At 67.2% G+C, this 22,091-nt stretch carries 20 protein-coding genes; 10 read left to right on the top strand and 10 right to left on the bottom strand.

All coding sequences use genetic code 11. From position 1 onward, the window contains the following. Nucleotides 1-61 precede the first annotated feature (61 nt). Nucleotides 62-1,573 (top strand): sensor domain-containing protein, encoded by a 1,512-nt coding sequence (locus ACNQS7_RS23795; RefSeq protein WP_418014469.1) that lies wholly within the window; start codon nucleotides 62-64, stop codon nucleotides 1,571-1,573. A gap of 253 nt (nucleotides 1,574-1,826) precedes the next feature. Here the strand turns inward: ACNQS7_RS23795 and ACNQS7_RS23790 are convergent, their stop codons facing one another. Continuing rightward, nucleotides 1,827-2,693 carry an aminodeoxychorismate lyase gene (locus tag ACNQS7_RS23790; protein WP_418016120.1) on the bottom strand — a complete coding sequence of 289 codons (867 nt, stop codon included), beginning with the start codon at nucleotides 2,691-2,693 and terminating at the stop codon, nucleotides 1,827-1,829. A 132-nt stretch (nucleotides 2,694-2,825) separates the two neighbouring features. Here ACNQS7_RS23790 and ACNQS7_RS23785 point away from each other — a divergent pair, with 132 nt between their 5' ends. Together ACNQS7_RS23785 and ACNQS7_RS23780 are read left to right on the top strand one after the other, a co-directional pair. Beyond that, nucleotides 2,826-3,920 carry a YgfZ/GcvT domain-containing protein gene (locus tag ACNQS7_RS23785; RefSeq protein WP_418014468.1) on the top strand — a complete coding sequence of 365 codons (1,095 nt, stop codon included), beginning with the start codon at nucleotides 2,826-2,828 and terminating at the stop codon, nucleotides 3,918-3,920. 150 nt (nucleotides 3,921-4,070) lie between these two features. Beyond that, nucleotides 4,071-4,250: a DUF3073 domain-containing protein gene (locus ACNQS7_RS23780; protein ID WP_055581485.1), complete on the top strand. Its 180-nt coding sequence runs from the start codon at nucleotides 4,071-4,073 to the stop codon at nucleotides 4,248-4,250. 45 nt (nucleotides 4,251-4,295) lie between these two features. Here ACNQS7_RS23780 and purM read toward each other — a convergent pair whose 3' ends face one another. From purM to ACNQS7_RS23765, 3 genes are all read right to left on the bottom strand, one after another. Then, nucleotides 4,296-5,390: a phosphoribosylformylglycinamidine cyclo-ligase gene (purM, locus tag ACNQS7_RS23775; RefSeq protein WP_310774217.1), complete on the bottom strand. Its 1,095-nt coding sequence runs from the start codon at nucleotides 5,388-5,390 to the stop codon at nucleotides 4,296-4,298. A 60-nt stretch (nucleotides 5,391-5,450) separates the two neighbouring features. Next, nucleotides 5,451-6,986: an amidophosphoribosyltransferase gene (purF, locus tag ACNQS7_RS23770; RefSeq protein ID WP_055581487.1), complete on the bottom strand. Its 1,536-nt coding sequence runs from the start codon at nucleotides 6,984-6,986 to the stop codon at nucleotides 5,451-5,453. A 137-nt stretch (nucleotides 6,987-7,123) separates the two neighbouring features. Then, on the bottom strand, nucleotides 7,124-7,516 hold the full coding sequence (locus tag ACNQS7_RS23765) for a sterol carrier family protein (protein ID WP_310774219.1): 393 nt from the start codon (nucleotides 7,514-7,516) through the stop codon (nucleotides 7,124-7,126). A gap of 19 nt (nucleotides 7,517-7,535) precedes the next feature. Here ACNQS7_RS23765 and ACNQS7_RS23760 point away from each other — a divergent pair, with 19 nt between their 5' ends. Together ACNQS7_RS23760 and ACNQS7_RS23755 are read left to right on the top strand one after the other, a co-directional pair. Next, a complete protein-coding gene (locus tag ACNQS7_RS23760) occupies nucleotides 7,536-8,750 on the top strand; it encodes an MCE family protein (RefSeq protein WP_418014467.1) in 1,215 nt (404 codons plus the stop codon). A 250-nt stretch (nucleotides 8,751-9,000) separates the two neighbouring features. Further along, nucleotides 9,001-10,581 (top strand): stealth family protein, encoded by a 1,581-nt coding sequence (locus ACNQS7_RS23755; RefSeq protein WP_418014466.1) that lies wholly within the window; start codon nucleotides 9,001-9,003, stop codon nucleotides 10,579-10,581. Here the strand turns inward: ACNQS7_RS23755 and ACNQS7_RS23750 are convergent. Genes ACNQS7_RS23750 through purL form a run of 3 tightly spaced genes read right to left on the bottom strand, consistent with a single transcriptional unit; the run spans nucleotide 10,526 to nucleotide 14,454 of the window. Then, complete coding sequence (locus ACNQS7_RS23750) at nucleotides 10,526-11,482, bottom strand: phosphodiesterase (RefSeq protein WP_418014465.1); 957 nt, start codon at nucleotides 11,480-11,482, stop codon at nucleotides 10,526-10,528. The two genes, ACNQS7_RS23755 and ACNQS7_RS23750, sit on opposite strands and share 56 nt — an antisense overlap. Nucleotides 11,483-11,539: 57 nt before the next feature. Then, complete coding sequence (locus ACNQS7_RS23745) at nucleotides 11,540-12,190, bottom strand: CPBP family intramembrane glutamic endopeptidase (protein ID WP_418016119.1); 651 nt, start codon at nucleotides 12,188-12,190, stop codon at nucleotides 11,540-11,542. Next, nucleotides 12,178-14,454: a phosphoribosylformylglycinamidine synthase subunit PurL gene (purL, locus tag ACNQS7_RS23740; protein ID WP_418016118.1), complete on the bottom strand. Its 2,277-nt coding sequence runs from the start codon at nucleotides 14,452-14,454 to the stop codon at nucleotides 12,178-12,180. The genes ACNQS7_RS23745 and purL overlap by 13 nt, the downstream gene beginning before the upstream one ends. Nucleotides 14,455-14,538: 84 nt before the next feature. On the opposite strand from purL, the gene ACNQS7_RS23735 reads away from it, so the two are divergent. Further along, complete coding sequence (locus ACNQS7_RS23735) at nucleotides 14,539-15,183, top strand: GNAT family N-acetyltransferase (protein ID WP_418014464.1); 645 nt, start codon at nucleotides 14,539-14,541, stop codon at nucleotides 15,181-15,183. On the opposite strand, the gene ACNQS7_RS23730 is transcribed toward ACNQS7_RS23735, so the two are convergent. Next, nucleotides 15,177-15,524: a VOC family protein gene (locus ACNQS7_RS23730; protein ID WP_055581494.1), complete on the bottom strand. Its 348-nt coding sequence runs from the start codon at nucleotides 15,522-15,524 to the stop codon at nucleotides 15,177-15,179. The two genes, ACNQS7_RS23735 and ACNQS7_RS23730, sit on opposite strands and share 7 nt — an antisense overlap. Before the next feature lie 10 nt (nucleotides 15,525-15,534). Next, nucleotides 15,535-16,800, bottom strand: a complete 1,266-nt coding sequence (locus ACNQS7_RS23725; RefSeq protein WP_418014463.1) for a M18 family aminopeptidase — start codon at nucleotides 16,798-16,800, stop codon at nucleotides 15,535-15,537. Nucleotides 16,801-16,844: 44 nt separating this feature from the next. On the opposite strand from ACNQS7_RS23725, the gene ACNQS7_RS23720 reads away from it, so the two are divergent. From ACNQS7_RS23720 to ACNQS7_RS23710, 3 genes are read left to right on the top strand one after another with little or no spacing between them, the layout of a single operon-like run. After that, nucleotides 16,845-17,870 carry a Dyp-type peroxidase gene (locus tag ACNQS7_RS23720; RefSeq protein WP_418014461.1) on the top strand — a complete coding sequence of 342 codons (1,026 nt, stop codon included), beginning with the start codon at nucleotides 16,845-16,847 and terminating at the stop codon, nucleotides 17,868-17,870. Beyond that, nucleotides 17,867-18,673 (top strand): family 1 encapsulin nanocompartment shell protein, encoded by an 807-nt coding sequence (locus tag ACNQS7_RS23715; RefSeq protein ID WP_418014459.1) that lies wholly within the window; start codon nucleotides 17,867-17,869, stop codon nucleotides 18,671-18,673. Before ACNQS7_RS23720 ends, ACNQS7_RS23715 begins: the two co-directional genes overlap by 4 nt. Nucleotides 18,674-18,678: 5 nt before the next feature. Further along, nucleotides 18,679-19,416, top strand: coding sequence for an SDR family NAD(P)-dependent oxidoreductase (locus tag ACNQS7_RS23710; protein WP_418014458.1), 738 nt, complete (start codon nucleotides 18,679-18,681; stop codon nucleotides 19,414-19,416). Here ACNQS7_RS23710 and ACNQS7_RS23705 read toward each other — a convergent pair whose 3' ends face one another. Next, nucleotides 19,417-21,099 carry an MOSC domain-containing protein gene (locus ACNQS7_RS23705; RefSeq protein ID WP_418014457.1) on the bottom strand — a complete coding sequence of 561 codons (1,683 nt, stop codon included), beginning with the start codon at nucleotides 21,097-21,099 and terminating at the stop codon, nucleotides 19,417-19,419. Between the two features lie 114 nt (nucleotides 21,100-21,213). Between ACNQS7_RS23705 and ACNQS7_RS23700 the strand changes: the two genes are divergently transcribed. Then, complete coding sequence (locus ACNQS7_RS23700) at nucleotides 21,214-22,086, top strand: alpha/beta fold hydrolase (protein WP_418014456.1); 873 nt, start codon at nucleotides 21,214-21,216, stop codon at nucleotides 22,084-22,086. Nucleotides 22,087-22,091 lie beyond the last annotated feature (5 nt).

Below are 22,091 nucleotides of genomic sequence, written 5' to 3'. Positions count from 1 at the left end.
TACCGTCGCATGACGGATTCGCCGTATCTACTTCCCCCCGCCCTCAATTGAGGAGACAGCCGTGGCCATATTCATCAGCTATTCGAGCCAGGACAGGACGTCGCTCGATGCGCTGACGACCGCGTTGAAGCGGGCCCAGCAGAAGGTCTGGTTCGACCAGGAACTCGGTGGCGGCGACGCGTGGTGGAACGCGATCCTCGAGCAGATCCGCTCTTGCGAGGTGTTCATCGTCGCGCTGTCCAACAACTGGCTGCAGTCCAAGCCCAGCCAGGCCGAGCTGCGCTACGCGCAAGCCCTGAACCGCCCGATCCTGCCGGTCAAGGTGGGGCCGGTAGACAGCGTCCGGGTCAATCCCGTCTCCACGCTGCAGATCATCGACTACCAGAACCCGACCGTCGACGCCGGCATCCAGTTGGTCACCGCGATCCATGCGATGCGCGACAAGGCCGCGCCGCTGCCGTCGCCGTTGCCCGAGGAGCCGCCGCTGCCTTTCGGCTACATCATGCGTCTGGGCAACGACCTGTCCGAGAAGGAACTCACCCCCGCCCAACAGCTGCAGCTGTTGATCGAGCTGCGCACCGGGCTCGACGAGGACGGCGACGACCCGAGCGCGCGCAGCGACATCGCCCAGCTGCTGCGGATGCTGCGGATGCGCCACGACGTCACCTACCGCACTCGGACCGAGATCGACAACGTGCTGGCCGAGATCGAGGCCAAGGATGGTGCGGCGAAGGGCGCGCCGAGTGGGGCGCCGGCCAAGGCGCCGGCTGCCCCTGCGGCGGCACCGGCGGCCGCGGCGGCCGCACCACAGGCCCGCCCCGCCACCGGCCACGCCGCACCCGCGCCCAGCTCCGGAGGGTCGAACAAGAAGCTGCTCATCATCGGCGGCGCCGCGCTGGCCGCTGTGCTGGCCATCGTCCTGATCGTCGTCTTCGCCTCCGGCGGCAATACCCGCAAGCCGACGGCGGCCAACCCCGGCGGCGCTGCGACCGGCGCCTCCAACGGGGCCTCGGCTCCGGCCGAAACCGGGTCCATCCTGCTCGGCGCCGCCGACATCGGAAATGTGCTCGGCGACCCCAACATGAAGGAAAGTGCACACAGCGACCAACTACGCGCTCCGCAGGGCACCTTGTCCGATCAGGAGTGCCTGTCGGCATTCGAACCGTTCCAAGAGTCGGTGTACCGGCCGCACGACCCGACCGCGATCCACACTCAGGTCGTGCAATCGTCCGGTGACGTTCACCGGGTCGTCGAGGCCGTCGCGAAGTTCCCGTCGGCCGAGAAGGCCCGCGCGTTCGTGGAGGCATCCGAGGGGAAATGGCGGGCGTGCGCCAACAAGACCGTCACATTCACCGGTCCGAGCAAGAGCACCGAGTGGAGCTTCGGCGAAGTCAACGGCGCTGCGCCGAAGATCACCATGACCCGCGCGGAAACCGACAACAACACGCGGACGTGCCAGCATGTGCTCGGCGCGGCGGGCGACCTGGTTATCGAGGTTCAGGCGTGCGGTAACGACATCACCGACGGGGGCGCGAAGTTGGCCGACCAGATCATGGCGAGGGCGAACAAGTAGCGGGCCTGAAGAGGGTCCCCAGAAATGGAGCGGCCCCCGAGCGACGCTCCGGTTGGACAGACCGGACGCTCGAGGGCCGGGTGGCTGCGGGAAATTCGCCAGCGCGCGTAAATCGCTGACTCTTCCGAGCCAATGCAGCTAGCGCGCAGCCACCTCACATGTCCATGGAGCTATCAATTTCGCGGACCACCTCCTTCCTTGTGTAAAGCCGACGCTACCGCGACTGTCGCCCGGCGACAACAGATTTAAGCGCTCAGCGATCAATGACGATCGCCGCGTCGACCAGTTCGGCGAAGGTGTCGGTGAACGAAGCCCGCGGCAGCCACCGCCCGTCGAGGGTGTGCACCCGGGCGGCCAGCGTCATGCTCGACACCAGCCAGATGCCTTGCGCCGCGGCCAGATCGGCGGGCCGCAGCGCGCGGTAGTCACAGTCGTACCCGCGGGCGCGCGCGACTTCGAACAGTGCCTGCTGCGTTGTTCCCCGCAGGATCGGATACCAGGGCGGCGGGGTCAACAGGCAGGGGCGGCCGCCATCACCGTCGACGGCGATGACCACCGTGGAGCGCGGACCTTCCAGGATGTAGCCGTCGGTGCTGACGAAGATGACGTCGCCCGCGCCCTGCCGGGCCGCATGGCGTAGGACGGCCATGTTGACGGCGTAGGACAGCGTCTTGGCGCCGGCCAGCAGCCAGGGCATGGTGTCGATGCCGTTGGCCGGCAGCCCGCGATCGAGCGTGATCGCTGCGACGCCGTCGCGGCGCACCGCGGTCACCCGGTCCGGGACGGGATTGACCATCACATAGGCCGTGGGCGCCGCCGGTTCGCTCTCCCGGCCGCGGCTGTACACCAGACGCATCGCGGCCTCATCGTCGGTGATCGTCAGCCACTGCCTGGTCGCGGCCTCAATCGCGCGACGCCAACCGGCCAGGTCCGGTTCGGGCAGGTCCATCAACTTCGCGGAGTGGGTCAGTCGCTGCAGGTGCGACTCGATCAGGCACGCTCTGCCGTCGCGTACCAGCACCGTCTCGAAGACTCCGTCGCCGCGCACCGCTGCGAGGTCATCGGCGTGCAGCAGGGGCGTGTCCGTATCGAGAACCTCGCCGTCCAGAGTGACGACCACACCAGCCATGGGGAGTGAGCCTAATCGGCCGGGCATTCGCCGAGCGTGCGGCTGGCTTCACGGCCGTCGGCGAACGTGCGGCCTGCTTCACGCTCGGCGGGGTGAACGGCGCGCCCGCCGTAGAGTTGATGTGTGAATCCAGTCCCCGCCCCCGATCCCGGGCCCGACGCAGGCGCAATCTGGCATTACGGCGACCCCCTCGGCGAGCAGCGGGCGAGCCAGACCGACGCGATTCTCGTCGACCGCTCACACCGCGCGGTGATCACGCTGACCGGATCCGACCGCCGGGCCTGGCTGCACAACATCTCCACGCAGCACGTCAGTGAGCTACCCGAGGGTGTCAGCACGCAGAACCTCAGCCTGGACGGTCAGGGCCGGGTCGAGGACCACTGGGTGCAGACCGAAATGGGCGACACCACCTACCTGGATACCGAGCCGTGGCGCGGCGAACCCCTGCTGGGCTACCTGCGCAAGATGGTTTTCTGGTCGGACGTGGCCCCAGCCGCCGCCGAGCTGGCGGTGCTGTCGCTGATCGGGCCGGGCCTGGCTGACGCTCCGGTGCTGGCCGCGTTGGGTGTGGACGCCCTGCCGCCGGAATGGTCGGCCGTCCCGCTGCCCGCGGGGGGATTCCTGCGCCGGATGCCGAGCACCACGAACGGCCCGATTGAGCTGGATCTGGTGGTGCCGCGCGACAAGGCGGCCGACTGGCGGCAGCGGCTGACCGGTGCCGGCGTGCGTCCGGCCGGGGTGTGGGCCTACGAAGCCCACCGGGTTGCCGCCCTGCGTCCGCGGCTGGGCGTCGACACCGACGAGCGCACCATCCCGCACGAAGTGCGCTGGATAGGGGGGCCCGGCGAGGGCGCGGTGCATCTGGACAAGGGCTGCTACCGCGGCCAGGAGACGGTGGCCCGCGTGCACAACCTGGGCAAGCCGCCGCGGATGCTGGTGTTGTTGCACCTGGACGGCTCGGCGGACCGGCCGTCGACCGGCGCCGCGGTGCTCGCCGGCGGTCGTGCCGTGGGACGGCTGGGCACAGTGGTCGAGCACGTCGACCTCGGACCGGTGGCGCTGGCGCTGGTCAAGCGCGGCATCCCCGCCGACACGCAACTGACGACGGGGACCGAGGGCGAGGTCGCCGCGGTGATCGACGCGGACTCGCTGCCACCGACGGATGAGGTCGGTGCCGGACGGCTGGCGGTCGATCGGTTACGCGGCGGCGCCCGGTGAGTCAACGTGACATCCGCCATGCGCGGCTGGGCAGGGCGCGCCCACCTTCGGCCTCGGGGCACGGTAAGCTGTCGACAGGACAATAACGACACTAGAGATCGGAGCCGCCTACTCGTAGGCCGCTCCGTTATTTCGCGAGGGGGTCCCCCCATGGGCCGCGGCCGGGCTAAGGCAAAGCAGACCAAGGTTGCTCGAGAACTGAAATACAGCTCCCCGCAGACCGACTTCACGCGGCTTCAGCGCGAGTTGTCAGGTACGAGCACCAGCACCGATGAATCCGACAGCGTCGAGAGCGATTCATGGGACGACGAGGACACCTGGCGTCGCTGATCTGACAGCACCGACCGCGCCAGCCGCGCCTAGCTCCGCAGCTGTTCAGAATCTCGGATGCTGCCCGACGAGCGTCGCGCGCGGGCCTTCCTTTCCACCCTTGCAGATCGTGCCCAGGACCCAGCAGTCCAGATGCCGCGCGGTCAGAATCGCCAATGCGCGGTCGGTGTCTTCGGGCGCGACGACGGCGATCATCCCCACGCCCATGTTGAAAGTCTTCTCCATCTCGGGCCGGGCGACGCGGCCGCGCTGGGCGATCATCGCGAACACCGGTGCGGGCGTCCACGTGCCCCGGTCCACCTCGGCGACCAGACCGTGCGGGATGACGCGTTCGAGGTTTCCGGCCAGTCCTCCCCCGGTGACATGGCAGAAGGTGCGGACCTGGGTCTCCGCGGCGAGCGCCAGGCAATCCTTCGCGTAGATCCGGGTGGGCTCGAGGAGTTCCTCACCCAGCGTGCGCCCGAACTCCTCGACGTAGCCGGCGAGATTCATCCGGTCGATCTCCAGCAGCACCGTCCGTGCCAGCGAGTACCCGTTGGAGTGCAGTCCCGAGGAACCCATCCCGATGATGACGTCGCCGGGTTTGACGCGGTCCGGTCCCAGGACGTCGTCCGCTTCCACGACGCCGACACCGGTGGCCGAGATGTCGTAGTGGTCCGGTTCCATCAGGCCCGGGTGCTCGGCGGTCTCCCCGCCGAGCAGCGCGCAGCCGGCGCGCACACAACCCTCGGCGATGCCGCCGACGATGGCCGCGACCCGCTCCGGGACCGTGCGGCCGACGGCGATGTAGTCCTGTAGAAACAGCGGTTCGGCGCCACAGACGACGAGATCGTCCACCACCATCGCCACCAGGTCGAGGCCGACGGTGTCGTGCTTGTCCATCGCCTGGGCGACCGCCAGTTTGGTGCCGACGCCGTCGGTAGAGGCAGCCAGCACCGGTTCGCGGTAGTCGCCGCGGAGCGCGAACAACCCGGCGAAGCCGCCGAGCCCTCCGCGCACCTCGGGTCTGGTGGCCTTGGTCGCCAGCGGCTTGAACAAGTCGACAGCGCGGTCACCGGCTTCTATGTCCACCCCGGCCGATGCGTAGGTGATGCCCTGGTTGCCCGCGCCGCGTTTGGCGCTAAGTTCGGGATCCGTCATCGCGATAAAGGCTACCGGTCCTAGGCACCGACGGTGACGGTTACCTATGCAGAGCCCGCGTCAGCGTCCGACCGGAACTTCCGGCGCGTCCTGGCCGGCCAGGTCGCCCAGGCCGGCGCCGCGCGCCGCATTGGCCAGCATGTGCTCGATGACGTTCTTGCCCAAAGCGCTCTCGCTGGGCAGTTCGATCGGGTACGTGCCATCGAAGCACGCCGTGCACAACCGCGACGCCGGCTGCTCGGTGGCCGCAATCAGGCCGCGCAGCGAGATGTACCCAAGCGTGTCGGCGTTGATGGCGTGCCGGACGGCTTCGAGCATCTCCCCCTCGTCCTCGACGGCGTTGGCGATCAACTCGGCCGGCGACGGGAAGTCGATGCCGTAGAAGCAGGGCCACTTGACCGGCGGCGACGCGATACGGACGTGCACCTCGACAGCGCCGGCCTCACGCAACATGCGCACCAGCGCGCGCTGGGTGTTGCCACGGACGATCGAGTCGTCGACAACGATGAGCCGCTTGCCGCGGATCACCTCTTTGAGCGGATTCAGCTTCAGGCGGATGCCGAGCTGACGGATGGTCTGGGACGGCTGGATGAACGTGCGCCCGACGTAGGCGTTCTTCATCAGGCCCTGCCCGTACGGGATGCCGGATTCCTGCGCGTATCCCACCGCAGCCGGGGTACCGGACTCCGGGACCCCGATGACCAGGTCGGCGTCGACCGCGCATTCGCGGGCCAGCTGGCGACCGATGTCCAGTCGGGCACCGTGGATCGACCGTCCGCCGATGGTGCTGTCCGGGCGCGCCAGGTAGACGTACTCGAAGATGCACCCCTTTGGCGTGGGGTTGGCGAAGCGGGTGGACCGCACCCCGTCGGCGTCGATGGCAAGCAGCTCACCCGGCTCGATGTCCCGGACGAACGACGCGCCGACGATGTCCAGAGCAGCGGTTTCCGACGCCACCACCCAGCCGCGGTCCAGCCGTCCCAGTGACAGGGGGCGCACCCCGTGCGGGTCGCGGCATGCGTACAGGGTGTTCTCGTCCATGAACGTCAGGCAGAACGCGCCGCGGACGGTCGGTAGCAGTTCCAGTGCGGCCTGCTCGAGGCTGGAGTCGGCGGCTCCGTGGGCCAGTAGCGCACCGAGAATGTCGGAGTCCGTGGTGGCCGGGGCGGGTGCCCGCTTCGCGATCAGCCCCTCGTCCCGGGCACGCGCCATGAGTTCGGCGGCGTTGACCAGATTTCCGTTGTGCCCCAACGCAACCCCGGTGCCCGCGGCGGTATTGCGGAAGACCGGCTGGGCGTTCTCCCAGGTGGTGTCGCCGGAGGTGGAGTAGCGGCAGTGCCCGATGGCGACGTGGCCCTCCATGGCGGCCAGCGTCTGCTCGTCGAAGACCTGACTGACCAGGCCGAGGTCCTTGAAAACCAGCACCTGGGATCCGTCGGCCACCGCGATGCCTGCGGCTTCCTGGCCGCGGTGCTGCAAGGCGTACAGGCCGTAGTAGGTGAGTTTGGCGACGTCTTCACCGGGGGCCCAGACCCCGAATACGCCACACTCTTCACGAGGCGAACTGAAGTCTTCTTCGGGCTGCTGCGCGGTCACGGTGTGGCGGCTCCCTAGGGCGCGGTTGGTGACGCTACGGAGTCTACGGGCACCGCGGGCCGGCCGCGCAATGCCGAACCGCGTGTTGCGCCGGGAAGAATCGGCGTGTCGCGCACGTAACTCCAGGTCAATAGTGGTCAGGGCGCTAAACGCAACAACGGCAGCCAGTGTTCTATTTCACAGGCGCGCGAGCCCGAGAGGGACAGCGCGCCACTGGCCGATGCATCGCTGAACCCCATCAGTCCCGTTGCCACCAACAGCCACGTGCGCGGGTCGGTTTCCACCACGTTGGGCGGCGTCCCGCGGGTGTGCCGCGGACCGGACACGCACTGAACGGCGACGAACGGCGGGATCCGCACTTCCACGCTGGCGCCGGGGGCCAGGTCGGCCAGGGTGCGCGCGGTGAGCCGGACGGCGCCTGCCAGGGCGGCCCGGTCGGGTGCCGGAACGGTTTCGTCACGCAACCAGTCCGCGATAACCGACACGGCCTGCCGTGTCTTTGCCGGATCGGCTTTGGGACGGGCGACCATACCTTAGGGTCTCAGAATCATGGAGCGTCGTCGTTCGGGCGCGCGGCCACCCTACCGAACCATCGGTCTTGTCGCGCTGGTGGCGCTGACGCTCGTCCTGGGCGCGCTCTACTGGCAGTTCCGCGGGAACTTCACCCCGAAGACGAAGCTGACGATGGTCGCTCCGCGCGCGGGCCTCGTGATGGACCCCGGCGCGAAGGTCACCTACAACGGCGTTCAGATCGGCCGGGTGGCCGAGATTTCCGAAATCACCCGCGACGGCGTCCCGGCGGCCCAGTTCGTCCTCGACATCTTCCCCAGGTACATCCCGCAGATCCCGGCGAATGTGGCCGCCGAGATCAAGGCCACCACCGTGTTCGGCAACAAGTACGTGTCGCTCAGTTCGCCGAAAATACCTGTGCCGCAACATATCACGCCAGCAGTCGTGATCGACGCGACCCAGGTGACCACCGAATTCAACACGCTGTTCCAGACTTTGACCGCGATCGCGGAGAAGGTCGACCCGGTGAAACTCAACCTGACGCTCAGCGCGGCCGGTCTGGCGCTGGCCGGCCTTGGCGACAAGTTCGGCACCTCGTTGACCAACGGAAACGCGATCCTGGACGACCTGAACCCGCGGCTGCCCGCGGCCCGCGTGGACGTGCAGCGGCTGGCGGCCCTCGGTGACGTCTACGCCGACGCCGCTCCGGACCTGCTGACGGCACTCGATGCGGCGACGACCACGGCGCGCACCCTCAGTCAACAGCGCACCGACCTCGACGCCGCACTGCTGGCGGCGGCCGGGTTCGCGGCCACCGCGACGCCGGTGTTCGAGCGGTCGGGGCCCTACCTCGCACGGGGGGCCGCCGATCTTCTTCCCACGGCCCAGCTGCTCGATGAGTACAGCCCACAGATTGCGTGCACCATCCGCAACTATGACGAGGTGGCGCCCAGAATCCGAAACGCACTGGGCTTCAACGGCTATGCGCTCGGAGCGACATCTTCGGGCGCGATCTCCGGGGCACCTAACCCGTATATCTGGCCGGAGAATCTGCCACGGATCAACACCAGGGGTGGCCCCGGCGGGAAACCGGGTTGCTGGCAGAAGATCACCAGGGATTTGTGGCCCGCCCCCTATCTGGTGATGGACGCCGGCTACGACCTGGCGCCGTACAACCATTTCGAGCTGGGTTCACCGATGTTTCTCGATTACGTGTGGGGCCGGCAAATCGGTGACTACACAATCAATCCATGACGTCAGTGCCGCGCGCGCTCACCGCTCTGATCGCAACCCTGCTTCCGACGGCAGCGTCGTGCCCGACCAGCAGGACCGGGTTCACTGATCGGGCTCCGACATGACATCAACGTGAACTGACAGTTAAGTCCAGGTATCGGTATTCGACTGAAGCGACTGTCCTGCAACAGTTGTCGTCTCACCGCGCGGTCCCGGCCCAAGTATGCAATTCTGCGGTTGACGAGGTGACTTCAACCTGAGGCGGTGTCCGATGCCAGAGCCCTTTCCCAGCGTCGGTGATCGTTCCGCCGAAGGTGCACCGGTGGTGGTGACCCGCCGCGGCAAGATCGCACGGATGGAGGCGAGCCTCACGCCACACGAGGCACAGATCGAGGATCTGCTATTCCTCCGAAAAACGTTGAACCGCGCCGATATTCCCTACCTACTGGTTCGCGATCACAAGGACCGGCCCATCCTGGCTGTCGACATCCGCTTGCGCGGCGCCGTCGAGCGGGCCCTGGCGGCCGCCTGTGTCGCAGAACCGATGTACGCGAAAAGTGTTGACGGACATCATCTTTTGGCCGAGGGACGGCTGTCCACCGCTGCCGACACGCGCACCCTGCGGTTGTACCGGCACCGGATCGCGCCGGGCGGATTCCGGTACGGTCCGGCGTTCGGTGTCGATCTGCAATTCTGGGCATTCGACGACACCGTGATCGGATGCCCGGTGCCGAACTCACTGACCCGCACGGTCTTACCCCGAGCCGAAGTCACGCCGGCGACCGTCAAGCTCCACGGCTACAAGTGGCCGACCCTGGAAGGAATGTTCACCCCGCACGCCAGCGACGTGGCGTTCGACATCGACCTGGTCTTCTCCTGGGTCGACGGCAGCGACCCGGAATTCCGGGCCCGGCGGGCAGCTCAGCTGTCCGGTCATGTGGTCGGTGAAGGCGACGACGCGGACGCCCGTATCCGTCAGATCGACGAACTGAAATACGCGCTGCGTTCGGTCAACATGTTCGCCCCCTGGATCCGTCGCATCTTCATCGCGACCGATTCGGCGCCGCCGGCGTGGCTAGCCGAACATCCCAAGATCACCATTGTCCCTGCGATCGAGCACTTCTCGGACCCTGCCGCACTGCCGACCTACAATTCACATGCGGTGGAGAGCCAGCTGCACCACATCGCCGACCTCAGCGAGCATTTCCTGTACTCCAACGACGACATGTTCTTCGGCCGGCCGCTGCGGGCCGGCATGTTCTTCTCCCCCGGTGGAATCAGCAAGTTCATCGAAGCCAAGACCCGAATCGGCCTGGGCACCAACGACCCCGGCCGCAGCGGGTTCGAGAATGCGGCGCGGGTGAACCGGCAACTACTCAATGAGCGGTTCGGGCAGCTCATCACCCGTCATCTCGAGCACACCGCCGTCCCGCTGCGCAAGAGCGTGCTGCTGGAGATGGAGCGTGAATTCCCGGCCGAGTTCGCCCGCACTCAGGCCAGCCCGTTTCGCGCCAGCACCGATATCTCAGTGACCAATTCGCTCTATCACTACTACGCGTTGCTGACCGGACGCGCCGTACAGCAGGAGAAGGCCAACGTCCGATACGTGAACACGACCACGCGGGCGGGCCTGGACCTGTTGCCCGAGCTTCGCAAGAGACGCCGCCACCACTTCTTCTGCCTCAACGACAGCAGCTTCCCCGAGGTCTCGGCGGCCGAACGCGCTGCACGGGTCATCGACTTCTTGGAGCGATACTTCCCGATTCCGGCGCCCTGGGAAAAGGTTGCCGGCGGGGTCAGTCCGCCGACTCTCGCGGTGCCGTCGACGTCAGCGCCATCGGAGGGTGCCTGAAAAGTGAGTCGCGACGGGAGGGCTCGATGAAGATGCCCGCCTCGGCGAGGTTTCGTTGCGCCTGACCGGGAGAGACGAACGTGCCTACGGTGTTGCCGCCGCCCAGCGGAATCACGGAGTGCACAACGGTTTCCGGGTAGATGTGCACCAGGTTGCAGGCCTGGGCCCCGTCCCTGCCGCGCGTTCCGCCGACCGCGACCGTGAGGTCCTGGGTGTAGCAGGTAGCGGAGGCGACCGACACCGGAATCCCGACGAAGGTGGCGTTCGTCGAGTAGTGCAGGTGGCCGGCCAGGATGGCGCGAACGTCACTCCCCTTCACCACCCGCCCCAACGGGGCCTGGTCGCGCAGTTCCACGGTGACGGCCATGTCCAGCACGCTGGGGATCGGTGGATGATGCAGGGCCAGTATGGTGCCGTCGGGGGCCGGTGTCGCCAGTTCTTCGGCGAGCCAATCCAATTGAGCCTGCCGGAGCTCACCATGATGGTGGCCCGGCACCGAGGTGTCCAGCGTGATGATGCGCAGTCCGTCGATTCGGCGCACCCGGTCCAGCGGCGCCATGGACGGCACTTCGTCCAGCAGCATGCGGCGCAGTTGCGCCCGGTCGTCGTGGTTGCCCATCACCCAGATGAGTTCGGCGCCCAACTCGGCCGCGAACGGCTCGACCAGGTCGCGGAGCTTGCGGTACGCGGCGGGCTCACCCTTGTCGGCCAGATCACCGGTGAAGACGATGGCGTCGGGGCGCACCCCGGAATGGTTCAGCTGCCCAAGCAGCTCACCCAGCCGGCCGTCGGCATCCACGTCACCGTAGAGCGCACCGTCCCCACCGACGAGGTGGGTGTCGCTGATGTGCAGGAGTACATAATCCGGCCGCGGGTGCTCCGCGGCCCTGAGTCTGTGCACCGCCGGTGCCGCCCTCTCTAGCTGGGGTTTTAACAAGTAATTAACAAGTGTAGGGCGTCAGCCGCCAGATCGCGCGCCATGTGAGCTGTTCCACTGCCGGCGCTGCACGGCGACCACCGCCGCCGCGGCCGCCTCGTTGATGGCAAGGTGCACCAGGATCGGCGCCAACAGACTCCCGCTGCGCTCGGCCAACCAGCCGAACACCCAACCGGCCAGGCAGGTGACCACCGCGATGGGCAGCAGCGGCTCACCCAGCGCGCGTGCGTCGGCGACATGTGACAGACCGAACGCGCCGGCCTGCAGCAACCGCCCGCCGGTGACGCCGAAACCCTCGGCGGCCGTGCGGCCCAGCGCGCCACGAAAGGCGGCCTCCTCGGCCCATACCGTGCCGACCGGTATCTGCCAGCCCAGCCAGCCCGGTACCGACGCGGGCAGTTCGCGCGCTGACATCGACAGGCGCACCTTGGGCACCGGCGTCGTCGCCAAGATGGTGACCGTGACCAGTGCCGCTGCCGTCGAGCCCAGTCGCAGTCCCGTCCACACCTGTGGTGGGCGGAATCCCAACGGCGCGCGGGTCGTCAACACCAGCACGCTGCCGGCGGCGGCCTGCGCCGGCGTCCGGTACGCCGACGGAAGCCGCGGACTGACGAAGCTCCAGCCCACCAGAGCGGCCGCCAGACCCAGTGCGCGAAGCCTTAACCGAAGAATCGCGGCAGCACCGCCTCGGACGTCTCGCGCAACTCGGCCAGCGACACCGTGAACAGCCCCTGCACCTCGACCGCGTCAGACTCCTGATCCACGACGCCGATGCGGACAGCCGGCAGGCCCCGCGCCTCGCACATCGCCCGGAAGCGACTCTCCTCGGTCCGTGGCACCGCGACCAGCGCCCGCCCGGCAGACTCGGAAAAGAGCATGACAAACGGGTCCATTCCCTCGTGCGTTCCTTCGGGAAGCACGATGCGGCAACCGGTTTCACCGGCCAGAGCCGACTCCACAATCGCCTGTGCCAGGCCGCCCTCGGACAGGTCGTGGGCCGCGGTGATCAGTCCGTCGCGCGACCCGGCGGCCAAGACCTCGGCCAACAGCTTCTCGCGCTGCAGGTCGACGGCAGGCGGTAACCCGCCCAGATGATCAGCGGTCACCTGCGCCCAGATAGAGCCGTCGAATTCGTCCCGGGTGTCACCGAGCAGCAGCAGGCTTTCTCCCGGCTCGGTACCCAGGCCGGTGGGGATGCGCCGGCCCACGTCATCGATGACCCCCAGCACCCCGACCACCGGCGTCGGCATGATAGCCGTCGATCCGGTCTGGTTGTAGAAGCTGACATTGCCGCCCGTGACCGGAATCCCCAGAGCCGCACAGCCATCCGCCAGGCCGCGGACCGCCTGGGAGAACTGCCACATGACGCCGGGGTCCTCCGGCGAGCCGAAGTTGAGGCAGTTCGTCACCGCGACCGGGGTGGCCCCGGTGACGGCCACATTGCGGTACGCCTCGGCGAGCGCGAGCTGCGCACCGGTGTACGGGTCCAGCTTGGTGTAGCGCCCCGATGCGTCGGTGGACAACGCGATGCCCCGGCCCGTCGCCTCGTCGATGCGCAACACACCGCCGTCGGCGTGCTCAGCGAGCACCGTGTTGCCGCGCACGTACCGGTCATACTGTTCGGTGATCAACGCGCGGCTGCACAAATGCGGACTGTCAAGCAGCGCAAGCAGAGTCGCACGCAATTCGTCCCCGGTGACCGGCCGGGGCAACTTCTTCGACGAGTCTGCGTTCAACGCGTCCTGCGTGTCGGGACGAGCGACCGGACGCTGGTAGACCGGGCCCTCGTGGGCCACCGTCCGCGGCGGCACGTCGACGACGGTCTGGCCGTGCCAGGTGATGCGGAGCCGATCACCATCGGTGACCTCGCCGATGACGGTGGCCAGCACTTCCCACTTACGGCATACCGCCATGAACGCCTCGACGTTCTCCGGCGCGACCACCGCGCACATCCGCTCCTGAGACTCGCTGCACAAGATCTCGGCGGGAGTCATCTCCTTGGCGCGCAGCGGCACCGTGTCCAGGTCGATCGCCATGCCGCCGTCCCCGGCGGACGCCAACTCAGATGTGGCACAGGACAATCCGGCACCACCGAGGTCCTGAATGCCGATCACCAGGCCGCCGGAATACAGTTCCAGGCAGCACTCGATGAGCACCTTCTCCATGAAGGGGTCACCCACCTGCACCGACGGCAACTTCTTGCGCGAATTCTCAGCGTCAAAGGTGTCCGAGGCCAGCACCGATACCCCGCCGATTCCGTCCAGCCCGGTGCGCGCCCCGAACAGGATGATTTTGTTGCCGGTGCCGGAGGCGAACGCCAGATGCAGGTCCTCCTGCCGTAATACACCGACGCACAACGCATTCACCAACGGGTTGCCGGCATAACACTCGTCGAAGACGGTCTCGCCACCGATGTTGGGCAGTCCCAGTGAGTTGCCGTAGCCGCCGATGCCGCGGACCACCCCGTCGAGGACCCGGCGGGTGTCGGGCGCGTCGGCGGCGCCGAACCGCAGCTGGTCCATCACCGCGACCGGGCGCGCTCCCATCGCCATGATGTCGCGGACGATGCCGCCGACGCCGGTGGCCGCACCCTGGTAGGGCTCCACGTACGACGGGTGGTTGTGCGACTCGACCTTGAAGGTGACCGCCCACCCGTCGCCGATATCGACGACGCCCGCGTTCTCGCCGATGCCGGCAAGCATCCCGGTGCGCATCTCCTCGGTGGTGGTCTCGCCGAAGTAGCGCAGGTGGACCTTGGACGACTTGTACGAGCAGTGCTCGCTCCACATCACCGAGTACATGGCCAGCTCGGTGTCGGTGGGCCGGCGCCCCAGAATCTCGCGGATCCGCTGGTACTCGTCGTCCTTGAGGCCGAGCTCGTGAAACGGCTGCGGCTGGTCGGGGCTGTTCGCGGCGTGCTCGACGGTGTCAGTCACGTGGGGGCTCGTCACGGACCACAGTCTAGGTTCCCGCCGGAAAACCAGCTGACTTCGATCGCTGCGGTCCAGATAATGGGCGGGATGTCTCGCCACTGGCCCCTGTTCGACCTGCTGATCACCACGCCGCGGCTGCAGTTGCGGCTGCCCACCGAGTATCTGATCGACCAGTTGATCGATACCGCACTCGACGGCGTGCACGACCCCACCCGGATGCCGTTCGCGGTGCCCTGGACGCGGGCGCCGCGCGAGCAGCTGCCGTTCAACACGCTGTCGTTCCTGTGGCGGGAACTGGCCCGGTTCAACCCGGATGACTGGCATCTGCCACTGGCTGTGATCGTCGACGGAGCGGCGGTCGGCGTGCAGGGACTCATCGCCAAGGACTTTCCGGTGACGCGCCAGGTGGAAACGGGATCCTGGCTGGGCCTGCGCCACCAGGGAAAGCGTTACGGCACGGAGATGCGTTCAGCAGCACTTTATTTCGCGTTCAGCACGCTGGGTGCGGAAGTCGCGACGTCCGCGTCTTTCGTCGACAATCCGGCCTCGATCGCCGTCTCGCGCCACCTCGGTTACCGAGACGACGGCTCGGAGCAGATGGCGCGTGAGGGCATCACGGTGGAGCAGTTGCGGTTCCGGCTGACCCGCGATGACTGGCAGCGCCGTCACGCGGACAACGTGCGGGTCGAAGGGTTCGACCGCTGTCGAGCATTGTTCGGTTTGAGTTACTGACTCACGATGCAGAACTGGTTGCCCTCCGGGTCGGCGAGCACCACCCAGTGGAAGTTCTCGCCGAAGCTGTGCCGTTCGATCTCGCTGGCACCGGCCGCGGTAAGTCTGGCGACTTCCGACTCGAGATCCTGAGTGTCGAAATCGAGATGGACGCGGTTTTTGCCCGGGGTCGGATCGGGGACCTTCTGAAATCCCAACCGCGGCCCTTCGGCGGTGGCTACCGCGATGAATTCCCCGGGCAGCAGCTCATGTGTTGTGCCGCCGAATTGCTCGGCCCACCAACCAGACAGCGTCGCCGGGTCGGTGCAGTCGAATGTGACCATCTCAAGTTTGAGCGCCATAGGCTCGACACTATGCCTGCGGCGCGAGAAACGCCTGCAGGGCAGCCGCGTACGCAGCGACATCGTGCGCGCCCATCAACTCCCGCGCCGAGTGCATGGCGAGTTGCGGAGCGCCGACGTCGACCGTCGGAATGCCGGTGCGCGCCGAGGCCATCGGTCCGATCGTCGACCCGCAGGGCAGGTCGGCCCGATGTTCGTAGCGTTGCAGCGACACCCCCGCCTGCTCGCAGGCCAGGGCGAACGCCGCGGCTGTGCGTCCGTCGGTGGCGTACCGGAGGTTGGGGTGCACTTTCAGCACCGGGCCTCCGTTGACCGCGATCTGGTGACCCGGTTCGTGGCGTTCCGGATAGTTGGGGTGCGTGGCGTGCGCCATGTCGGCCGACGCCAGCAACGATGCGGGCAGCAACCTCAGAAAGTCCTCGCGGCTGCCGCCGGCGGTCAGCACGATCCGTTCCAGAACGGTGCCCAACAAGTTGGATTGCGCGCCGTGGTCGGATGTCGAGCCGACCTCTTCGTGATCGAACAGCACCAGCACCGGCAGGAACTCGGCGGGCGCCGCGTCCAGGGCCAGCAGCGCTTCCAGTCCCGCGTAGCAGCTCGCCTGGTTGTCCAGCCGCGGAGCGCTCAGCAGGCTGCCGTCGGCGCCGACCACCGACGAGGGCGTCAGGTCGTGCGCCATCAGGTCGGCGGACAGCACATCGTCCGGGACCACTCCGGAATGCTCAGCGACGTAACCCACAAAAGACTCGGCCACGCTACCCACGCCCCAGACCGCGTTCAGGTGTCGTTGCGGATCCAGCGTGAGCGACTTGCGATCCTCCGCCAGGTGGATGGCCAGCTGCGGCACCCGCAGGATCGGCTCGTCGATCCGAACCAGCCGATGACTGATCCCGCTGCCGTCACGCACCGACAAGCGCCCGCTGATGCCGAGGTCGCGGTCCAGCCAGGAGTTCAGCCAGGCGCCGCCGTACGGCTCCAGCGCCACCACCTTCCAGCCGGCCACACAGCGGTCCGGGTGTTGCTTGACGCGCAGGTTCGGGCTGTCGGTGTGCGCTCCGACGATCCGGAACGGGGTGAGACCGGCGCGCCCGCTCCAGGCGACCAGCGATCCAGCGCGCAGGATGAAGTGGCGCCCGGGTTGCTCCGGCCAGCGATCGAACTCGCTGAGTTCGGTGTAGCCGGCGTCGCGCAATCGGGCGGCCGCCGTAGCGCACGCGTGAAACGGCGACGGGGACGCATCAACGAATTCACCCAGGCCCGGGGCGGTGGCCACCATACAGAGAGGTTAAGCACCGCCCCCCGCGCAGGGGCGTTAGGGTCTTGCCTGTGCCCGCTGTTCAGCCGCAGCCCATACTGGCGCCGTTGACGCCAGCCGCGATCTTTCTGGTGGCCACCATCAACGACGGTGGCGAGGAGGCGGTCCACGCCGCGCTGCCCGACATCTCCGGTCTGGTGCGGGCGATCGGCTTCCGCGACCCGACCAAGAGACTGTCGGCGATCGCCTCCATCGGATCCGACGCCTGGGACCGATTGTTCTCCGGCCCGCGGCCCGCGGAGTTGCATCCGTTCACCGAGTTGACGGGCCCGCGCCACTCCGCACCCGCGACCCCCGGCGACCTGCTGTTCCATCTTCGGGCCGAGTCCATGGACGTGTGCTTCGAACTGGCCGGTCGCATCCTCAAGGCGATGGCCGGAGCGGTGACGGTGGTCGACGAGGTGCACGGCTTCCGGTTCTTCGACAACCGCGACCTGCTGGGATTCGTCGACGGAACCGAGAACCCGGACGGTCCGATCGCGGTCAGCGCGACCACGGTCGGCGACGAAGACCCCGACTTCGCCGGCTCGTGCTACGTGCACGTGCAGAAGTACGTGCACGACATGACGTCCTGGGATTCGCTCTCGGTCACCGAGCAGGAACGGGTGATCGGGCGAACCAAGTTGGAGGACATCGAACTCGGCGACGACGTCAAGCCGTCCAACTCTCATATCGCGCTGAATGTGATCACCGACGAAGACGGCACCGAACTCAAGATCGTCCGGCACAACATGCCTTTCGGCGAGGTGGGCAAGGGCGAATACGGCACCTACTTCATCGGCTACTCGCGCACGCCGGCGGTGACCGAGCGCCTGCTGCGCAACATGTTTCTCGGCGATCCACCCGGCAACACCGATCGGGTCCTCGACTTCTCGACCGCCGTTACCGGCGGGCTGTTCTTCTCTCCCACCGTCGACTTTCTCGATGACCCACCGGCGTTGCCGCAATCACCCGCGCCGGCCGCCGCACCGCCTTCGACGTCGCATGACGGCTCACTTTCGATCGGCAGCCTGAAAGGAATCTCCCAATGAACAACCTGTACCGCGACCTGGCGCCGATCACCGAAGCCGCCTGGGCGGAGATCGAAGTGGAAGCGGCGCGGACCTTCAAGCGGCACATCGCCGGCCGCCGGGTCGTCGACGTCAGCGAGCCGGGCGGTCCGGTGACGGCGGCCGTCAGCACGGGGCGCCTGATCGACCTGGAGTCGCCCACCGACGGCGTCATCGCTCATCTGCGCGACAGTCGTCCCCTGGTGCGGCTGCGCGTCCCGTTCACCCTGTCCCGCAACGAGATCGACGATGTCGAGCGCGGCTCCAACGACTCCGATTGGGAACCGGTCAAGGTGGCCGCCAAGAAACTGGCGTTCGTCGAGGACCGCGGGATCTTCGAGGGGTACGCCCCGGCGTCCATCCAGGGCATCCGCAGCTGCAGCTCCAACCCTCCCCTGACCCTGCCGGACGACCCGCGCGACATCCCCGACGTGATCACCCAGGCTTTGACGGAACTGCGCCTGGCGGGCGTCGACGGCCCGTATTCGGTGCTGTTGTCGGCCGACGCCTACACCAAGGTGAGCGAGACCACCGAGCATGGTTATCCGATCCTCGAACATCTCAACCGGCTGGTCGACGGCGACATCATCTGGGCGCCGGCCATCGACGGCGCGTTCGTGTTGACTACTCGCGGTGGTGATTTCGACCTGCAATTGGGCACCGACGTGTCGATCGGCTACCTCAGCCACGACGCCGACACCGTGCAGCTCTACCTGCAGGAGACTTTGACGTTCCTGTGCTACACCGCCGAGGCCTCGGTCGCGCTGACGCCCCCACGGGACTGAGTAGCGTGACGACGTTCGGCGGGTACACGGCCCTGGTCACCGGCGCCACTTCCGGAATCGGCCGTGCGGTAGCGCTGCAACTGGCCCAGCGGGGCGCCGACGTAGTGGTGCACGGGCGCAACGCGGAACGCGGCCGCGAGGTGGTGCAGGAGATCCAAAGTGAGGGCGGCAGCGCACGATTCGTCGCCGCGGAGCTCAACGACGCCGCCCAGGTCCGGCGACTGGCCGCCGCGGCCGGCGACGTCGACATCCTGGTGAACAACGCCGGCGTCTTCATATTCGGCGATACCGTCGACACCGACGACGCCGTCTTCGACGAACATGTGAACGTCAACATGCGCGCCCCGTACCTGCTGGTGCAGGAACTCGCGCCGGGGATGGCGCAGCGGGGCCGCGGTGCGATCGTCAATATCAGCACGCTGGCCGCCTCGGCGCCGAAACGCAAAGGCGGGATCTACGGTGCCACCAAGGCCGCCCTGGAACTGCTGACCAAGGTGTGGGCGGACGAATTCGGGGAATCCGGCGTCCGCGTCAACGCGGTCGCGGCCGGACCCACCGACACTCCCGGAACGGAGGCCACCCCCGGCCTCCTGGAGAAGCTGGCCGGTGTCACCGCACTGCGCCGCATCGCTGATGCCAGCGAAATAGCAAGCGCCGTGGTCTTTCTCGCATCCCCGGATGCCAGCTATGTCAACGGTGCGATCTTCAACGTCACCGGCGGAGAGACGTCGTTCGCCCGGTAGCTACAGGTCCAGCACCAGGTCGGTTTCGGGAGCGGCAGAGCAGATCAGCACTTCACCCGGCTTCGGCGACTCCAGCGGTGGTTGGACATAGGTCGTCGTCCCGGAGACGACGCTGGTGACGCACATGTGGCACACCCCGCTGCGGCACGAGTAACGCGTTGGCACATCGCAGGATTCGGCCATGTTGAGGATGCTGCCGTAGCGCGGTGACCAGTTGACCGTCAGCCCGCTGCGCGCGAAGGTGACGGCCGGGCCCGCGCCCGGAACGCCCGCCGGCTGGTGCGGCGGCCTGGCCACCACACCGACCACACCGGGGTTGATCGCCGCCCGCGCACCGAAGAGTTCACTGTGGATGCTGCCGGGATCGAATCCGAGCCCGGTCAGGGCGGTGCGCATATCCGCCATGAATGACGCCGGTCCACACAGGTACGCGGTGGCGCCGGTCGGCAGGCCCAGCGCGGCGATCGCCTGCCGATTCAGGCGATTCTGGGTTTCGGTGTAGTAGACACGCCGGACCGCTTGCGGCATAACCGCTATCAGCTTGTCGACCTCTGCGGCAAACGCCTCGGTATCCGGGTTCCGGGTGGTATGCAGCCACCAGATACCGGTGCCGCCGCCCGCGGCGGACAGTGCGTGCAGCATGGCCAGCACCGGCGTCACGCCGATCCCCGCCGAGATCAATATCACCGGCTTGTCGTCCTCGATGAGGTAGAAGTCGCCCCGGGGACCGGCTGCTTCGATGACGGCACCGGGTTCGACGTGGCTGTGCAGCCATCGACTCACGACACCGTGTTCCTCGCGTTTGACGCTGATGCGGTACTCGGCGGCGAGGGGATTGCCGGACAGCGAGTAGCTGCGTACCTGAGCGGTTTCGCCGGGTATCCGCACGGTCAGGTACTGACCGGGAAGCGCCGGCAGCAGCGCGGTTCCATCCTCGGAGGTCATAGTGATCGACAGCACGGAGGGTGATTCACGTCGGGTGGCGGTCACTCTCAGTCGACGAAACCCGCTGGGCGTAATCGGCGCAGCGGCCGCAACGCCCGGTGCCGCCAGCATCTCGGTGAATGATTGCTGCCACCCGGGACTCAGCTCGGGGACATCGACGACTTTGCGCAACTGCTCGGGGTTGCGATCCGGAAGGTAGAGCAGCGCGTCGACGTCGGCCACCGTGAGCTCATGCCGGCCACGGCGGGTCCGCACGATGTCGTCGCCGGCCTGCACGCCGCCCTCGGAGATGACGCGGCAATAGAAACCTGGTCGATGCTGAGAGACAAGAAGATTCGGCATTCGCGGATCGCCCAGGCGCATCCCGACCCGAAAACAGGTGACGCGCGGCTGGGTGACCTCGAACTCGGCGTCGCCGATGCGGTAGCGGTCGCCGATACACACCTCGTCGTCCGGGAGCCCGGAGACGGTGAAGTTCTCGCCGAAATAACCCGGTCGCAGGTCATCACGTCCGAGGTATCCCGCCCAGTACTCATAGGACTCCGTCTGGTACACCAACACGGCGCGCTGCTCACCGCCGTGGCCGCCGAGGTCTCCTTGGCCGTCGCCGTCAATGTTGAGGCGGCGCACCATCACCCGCCCGTCGACAGGCGTCTTCCAGATTCCGGTGCGAACCGTCCTGTCGTTCCATTGCACATCTTTGGGCATGCCCACGTTGACCGAAACCAGCTTGGCCATCTGCACTCCTCGCGGGCACCGGATCGGGTGCCGTCACCGACTGACCCTAGTGCCAGCAGGCCATAGTGTGCATAATGGGTTGAGTAACCCAAAATATCTGTCGAGGAGGTCGCCATGCCGACCGTTCACCATCGCTATGCCACCATCAACGGTCACCGCCTGTTCTACCGGGAGGCCGGCGATTCGCACTTGCCTACAGTGGTTCTGCTGCACGGGTTTCCGACCAGTTCGTACATGTTTCGCAACCTCATCCCCGAACTCGCCGACCGCTTCCATGTCGTGGCGCCGGACCACCTGGGCTTCGGATTGTCCGACGCGCCGTCCGTCGACGAGTTCGACTACACCTTCGATGCACTGTCCGACCTGACGGCCGGGCTGCTGAGTACGCTGGGCGTCGACCGCTACGCCGTATACGTACAGGATTACGGCGCACCCATCGGCTGGCGCCTGGCGCTGCGCAACCCGTCCGCGATCACCGCGATCATCAGCCAGAATGGCAATGGTTATGACGCCGGTTTCGTCGAAGGCTTCTGGAAGACGGTCTGGGCATACCAGGACGCCCCGACCGCCGACAACGAGGCGGCCGTGCGGCAGTTTCTCACCCTGGAAGCCACCCGCTGGCAGTACCTGACCGGCGTACCGGATGAGACGCTGGTAGACCCGGAGTGTTGGCATCACGATTTCGCGCTGATCTCCCGGCCCGGCAATGATCTGATACAGCTCAAGCTGTTTCGCGACTATGCGACCAACGCCCCGCTGTACCCACGCCTGCACGAGTACTTTCGCGCGTCCGGCGTTCCGCTGCTGGCAGTGTGGGGCCGCGGTGACGAGATATTCGGCCCGGCCGGAGCCACGGCCTTCACCACAGATCTGCCGCATGCCGAAGTCCATCTGCTCGACGGCGGCCACTTCCTGCTGGAGTCGGCACACGCTGAGGTCGCCGAACTGACCCGTACGTTCCTGGCAGGCAATTGCGCGGCCGCATGACGCGG

The organism is Mycobacterium sp. 23, from assembly GCF_048287075.1.
Taxonomy (GTDB): Bacteria; Actinomycetota; Actinomycetes; order Mycobacteriales; family Mycobacteriaceae; genus Mycobacterium; species Mycobacterium gordonae_B.
This window is presented reverse-complemented; position numbering and strand designations above follow the sequence as displayed.